Genomic DNA, 4329 nt, shown 5'->3' on the forward strand with positions numbered 1-4329 from the left:
GCAACGCGCGGCCGGCACCGTGCTCGCCGCCGGGCTGATCGCGTCGATCGCGTTCGCGGTGCTCGTCCATGCGCTGTTGCGCGGCCGTTCCGGCGCCGCCGATTCGGGCGCGAGCAGCCGCGGCATCCTCAACGAGGCGCGGATGATGGGCATCATCCGTTCGTCGATGGAGGCGATCATCACGATCGACGAAAAGCAGACGGTCGTGATCTTCAATCCGATGGCCGAGCAGGTGTTCGGCGTGTCCGCGATGGAGGCGATCGGCGCGCCGCTGTCGCGCTTCATCCCCGAGCGGTTCCGCGCCGCGCACGCGAAGCACGTCGACCAGTTCGGCGTGACGGGCGTGTCCGAGCGGCAGATGGGCCGCCAGCGGGTGCTGTTCGGGCTGCGCGCCAACGGCGAGGAGTTTCCGATCGAAGCGTCGATCTCGCAGATCCGCGACGCGTCGGGCAAGCTCTATACGGTGATGCTGCGCGACATCACCGAGCGGCAGCGTGCGGAGAACGCGCTGAAGCTGTCGCGTGAAGAGTTGCGCGAACTGTCGGCGAACCTGCAGAACGTGCGCGAAGAGGAAAAGACCCGCATCGCGCGCGAACTGCACGACGACCTCGGCCAGCAGCTCACCGCGCTGAAGATGGATCTGTCGGTGGTCGAGCAGCAGTTGCGCGTGCCCGGCCGCACGCAACCCGACGAAGACGTGCAGACGCACCTGCAGGGCATGCGGCGGCTGATCGACGCGACGGTCGCGTCGGTGCGGCGCATCGCGGCCGACCTGCGACCCGTGATGCTCGACGATCTCGGCCTCGTGCCGGCGATCGAATGGCTCGCGAACGATTTCACGAACCGCTACGGGATCGATGTCGAACGGCACATCGAAACCGGCGGCCTCACCTTCACCAGCGCGGGCGCGACCACGTTGTTCCGGATCGTCCAGGAAGCGCTGACGAACGTCGCGCGCCACGCGGATGCGACGCGCGTCGCACTGCGGCTCGACGTCGAGGAAGGCTTCTGCGTGTTGCGCGTCGCGGACAACGGCCGCGGCTCGGCGCCCGGCGGCCCGGCCCACGAAGACAAATCGTTCGGCCTGATCGGCATTCGCGAACGCGCCCACATGCTGGGCGGCACCGTGACGATCGACACCGCGCTCGCGCGCGGTTTCTCGATCACCGTCGCCTTCCCGCTCAGTACCGTCCAACAGGAAACGCTCATCACATGATCAAGGTGCTCATCGCCGACGACCATACGCTCGTACGCGACGGTCTGCGGCACATCCTCCAGAACGCCACCGGATTCGAGGTGGCCGGCGAAGCCTGCGACGGCCCGTCGACGATCGCGCTCGTGCGCGCCACGCCCGCGCAGGTGCTCGTGCTCGACCTGTCGATGCCGGGCCGCAACGGCGTCGAACTCATCAAGCAGATCAAGGACGAGAAGCCCGCGCTGCGGGTCCTCGTGCTGACCATGCACGCGGAGCAGCAATACGCGGTGCGCGCGTTCCGCGCCGGCGCGTCGGGCTACCTGACGAAGGAAAGCGCGAGCGCCGAGCTGGTCGGCGCGGTCACGAAGGTCGCATCGGGCGGCGTCTACGTGAGCCTCGCGATGGCCGAGCAGTTCGCGCAGAGCCTGAACGAGCCGGCCGAGACGCTGCCGCACCAGCGGCTGTCCGACCGCGAATTCGACGTGTTCCGGCGAATCGCCGCCGGCCAGACGCTGACCGAGATCGCCAACGCGCTGTGCGTGAGCGCGAAGACGGTCAGCACGTACAAGACGCGGATTCTGGAAAAGATGCAGATGCCGCACGAAGCGGCGCTGGTGCGTTACGCGATGCGGCACAAGCTGCTCGACGAAACGGACGACGTGTAACGGACGACGCCTACGACGCCTGGCAGCGGATGGACGGCGGGCGCCACCGGCCGCGCGGCATGCGCCCGGCCGGGCGGCGCCCCTCGCTTACCTGGCCGGCACCGGGCACGCGAGATCGCCTTCCTCGCACGACAGATAGCCCTTCAGCGTTTCGGTGCGTGCTTTCGTCAGATCATCGAGGCAGGTCGACACGACCATCGGATACGCACTGCCGCCCTCGGCGTTCGCGCTGGAGAAGTTGCATTCGGCATCGCGATACGTGATCCACGCACGCTGCGCATTCACGAGTTTGTCGGCGAGCGGCCGCGCATCGCGCAGGCGCGCGGTGACGGCCTGGTAGGTCCGGTTCAGTTCCCCGTCGGATTTCTTGTATGCGCGATCGGCGCATGCGGTCATCGCCGCCTGATCCGTCGCATCGGCACAATTCGCCTGCGCATGGGCGACGTTCGCCGCCAGCGCGAGCGAGCACAGCAGCAGACCGGTCAAGACACGCATGGATGCTCCTTGTTGTTCGTTGAAGTCGTGGAACCCGGTGCCGGGCTTGCCGCGCTGTCGCGCATCGGCCGCCGTCTCGCGGCGACACCGATCGCGATGCTAGCGCACGCGCGCCGGCTTGTCAGCCGGTGTCGCGGCATGCGACGGCTTGCATATCGGCCCTTCGCACCTACACTTGAAAATCGATACGCCGCTTCAGGCCCGCGCTATCGCATCCATCCCGTCTCCGCTTCCGCGCATTCCTCAGCGCATTTCGCGTTCGCATCGCCGAGCGGGGTGACGATTCGTCAGTCAGCTTCCTCCCCCAGCCCAACGTGCATTCGCCGTCGCCCCCTGGAGGGAATCATGAGCTATCACCTTGAAGGCCGTCTGCTCGAGGTCTGCAACTGTCGCGTACTCTGCCCGTGCTGGATCGGCGAGGACCCCGATTTCGGCGTCTGCGACACGATCGTCGCGTGGCACGTCGACAAGGGCACCATCGACGGCGTCGACGTGGGCGGCAACACGATCGCCGCGGTGTGCCGCGTGCCGGGCAACATCCTGCAAGGCAACTGGACGGCTGCGATCTATCTCAGCGACACGGCGTCCGAGGCGCAGGAGCAGGCGCTGCTCAAGGTCTACACGGGCCAGGCCGGCGGCCCGATCGCCGACCTCGCCAAACTGATCGGCAAGGTCGTATCGGTCGAACGCGCCCCCATCACGTTCAACGTCGCAGGGGCGCGCGGCACGCTGTCGATCGGCACCGACTACCACGCGGAACTCGAGCCGTACCTCGGACCGAGCGGCGCGCAGACGACGCTGACCGACACCGTGTTCTCGACGGTGCCCGGCGCGCCGGTGTTCGTCGGCAAGGCGCCCGTCTATCGGTCGAAGAATGCGGCGATCGGCATCGACGTCGACCTGAAGAATCACAACGCGCTGCAGAGCACGTTCCTGTTCGACGCGTGAAGCGCGATCGCCCGCCAACGGTCATGGCTGCGTCGCTGCACCGGCGCGTGTTTCCGCTCGTGCTCGCGAGTCTCGTCGCGTTCGCGTGGCTCACCCTGTGGGCGTGGACGCGCAGTCCGTACGGGCGGTACCTCGACCACGGCGACAGCGCGTTGGCCGAACCGTTCGGCGCGCTTTGCCGTGCGCTGCCCGGCGGCACGCTGTGGTTGCCGGCCGCGTTCGCCGCGGCCGGCTGGACGCTGATGATCCTCGCGATGATGCTGCCGACGACGCTGTCGCTGTTCGACGCGTTCGCCCGCGTCGTCGCCAGCCGCCCCGACCAGACGCGCCTGCTCGCGCTCGTCGGCATCGGCTACGTCGCCACGTGGAGCGGCTTCGGCCTCGTCGCACATGGCCTGCACGGGCTGCTGCTGACGGGTGTCGCGCAGGTGCCGGCGCTTGCATGGCGCGGCTGGCTGATCGGCGCGGCGGTCTTCGCGCTCGCCGGCGCGTTCCAGTTCAGCGGGCTCAAGACGCACTGCCTCGACCGGTGCCGCACGCCCTTCAGTTTCGTGATCAGCCGCTGGCGCGGCCGCACGCCGATGCGTCACGCGTTTGCGCTCGGCGTCAGCCACGGGCTCTTCTGCATCGGCTGCTGCTGGGCGCTGATGCTGCTGATGTTCGTCGTCGGCGTTGGCAGTCTCGGCTGGATGCTGGCGCTCGCCGCGTTGATGGCCCTCGAGAAGAATGCGTCGTGGGGGCAGGCGCTCACCGCGCCGCTCGGCGTCGCATTGTTCGGCGCAGCCGTGCTGATCGTCGCCAGCCACGCGTGAGGCCCGCGATGCGACCGCCCGCCTCCGCCTTCGCGCTGCATGTCCGGCCCGGTGTGCGCGTCGTCGCGCTGACGTCGGTCGCGATGCTCGCCTTCGCGTCGAATTCGCTGCTGTGCCGACTCGCGCTGCAGGCCGGACGGATCGACGCGGCCAGCTTCGGCAGCCTGCGCCTCGTATCCGGCGCGCTGATGCTTGCGATCGTCGCGCGGGCGGG

5 protein-coding genes and 1 pseudogene are annotated in these 4329 nt (G+C 68.4%); 5 read left to right on the forward strand and 1 reads right to left on the reverse strand.

Annotated elements, in window-relative coordinates:
• Positions 1-1216 (forward strand): PAS domain-containing sensor histidine kinase (locus tag G3N93_RS35260; RefSeq protein WP_241026836.1); only part of this gene is annotated, 1216 nt, incomplete at its 5' end.
• Positions 1213-1860, forward strand: coding sequence for a response regulator transcription factor (locus G3N93_RS35265; RefSeq protein WP_006483707.1), 648 nt, complete (start codon positions 1213-1215; stop codon positions 1858-1860). The genes G3N93_RS35260 and G3N93_RS35265, both read left to right, overlap by 4 nt.
• An 87-nt stretch (positions 1861-1947) precedes the next feature.
• Here the strand turns inward: G3N93_RS35265 and G3N93_RS35270 are convergent, their stop codons facing one another.
• Complete coding sequence (locus G3N93_RS35270) at positions 1948-2355, reverse strand: lysozyme inhibitor LprI family protein (protein ID WP_174935334.1); 408 nt, start codon at positions 2353-2355, stop codon at positions 1948-1950.
• Between the two features lie 345 nt (positions 2356-2700).
• Between G3N93_RS35270 and G3N93_RS35275 the strand changes: the two genes are divergently transcribed.
• The 3 genes and pseudogenes from G3N93_RS35275 to G3N93_RS35285 form a co-directional block, all read left to right on the forward strand.
• On the forward strand, positions 2701-3303 hold the full coding sequence (locus G3N93_RS35275; RefSeq protein WP_206135043.1) for a DUF1326 domain-containing protein: 603 nt from the start codon (positions 2701-2703) through the stop codon (positions 3301-3303).
• 23 nt (positions 3304-3326) lie between these two features.
• Complete coding sequence (locus G3N93_RS35280) at positions 3327-4115, forward strand: DUF2182 domain-containing protein (RefSeq protein ID WP_206135044.1); 789 nt, start codon at positions 3327-3329, stop codon at positions 4113-4115.
• Between the two features lie 8 nt (positions 4116-4123).
• Positions 4124-4329 (forward strand): annotated as a pseudogene (locus G3N93_RS35285) (EamA family transporter); the annotation flags it as partial.

Origin of the sequence: Burkholderia sp. Se-20378, assembly GCF_017104665.1 — a bacterium.
Lineage (GTDB): Bacteria > Pseudomonadota > Gammaproteobacteria > Burkholderiales > Burkholderiaceae > Burkholderia > Burkholderia lata.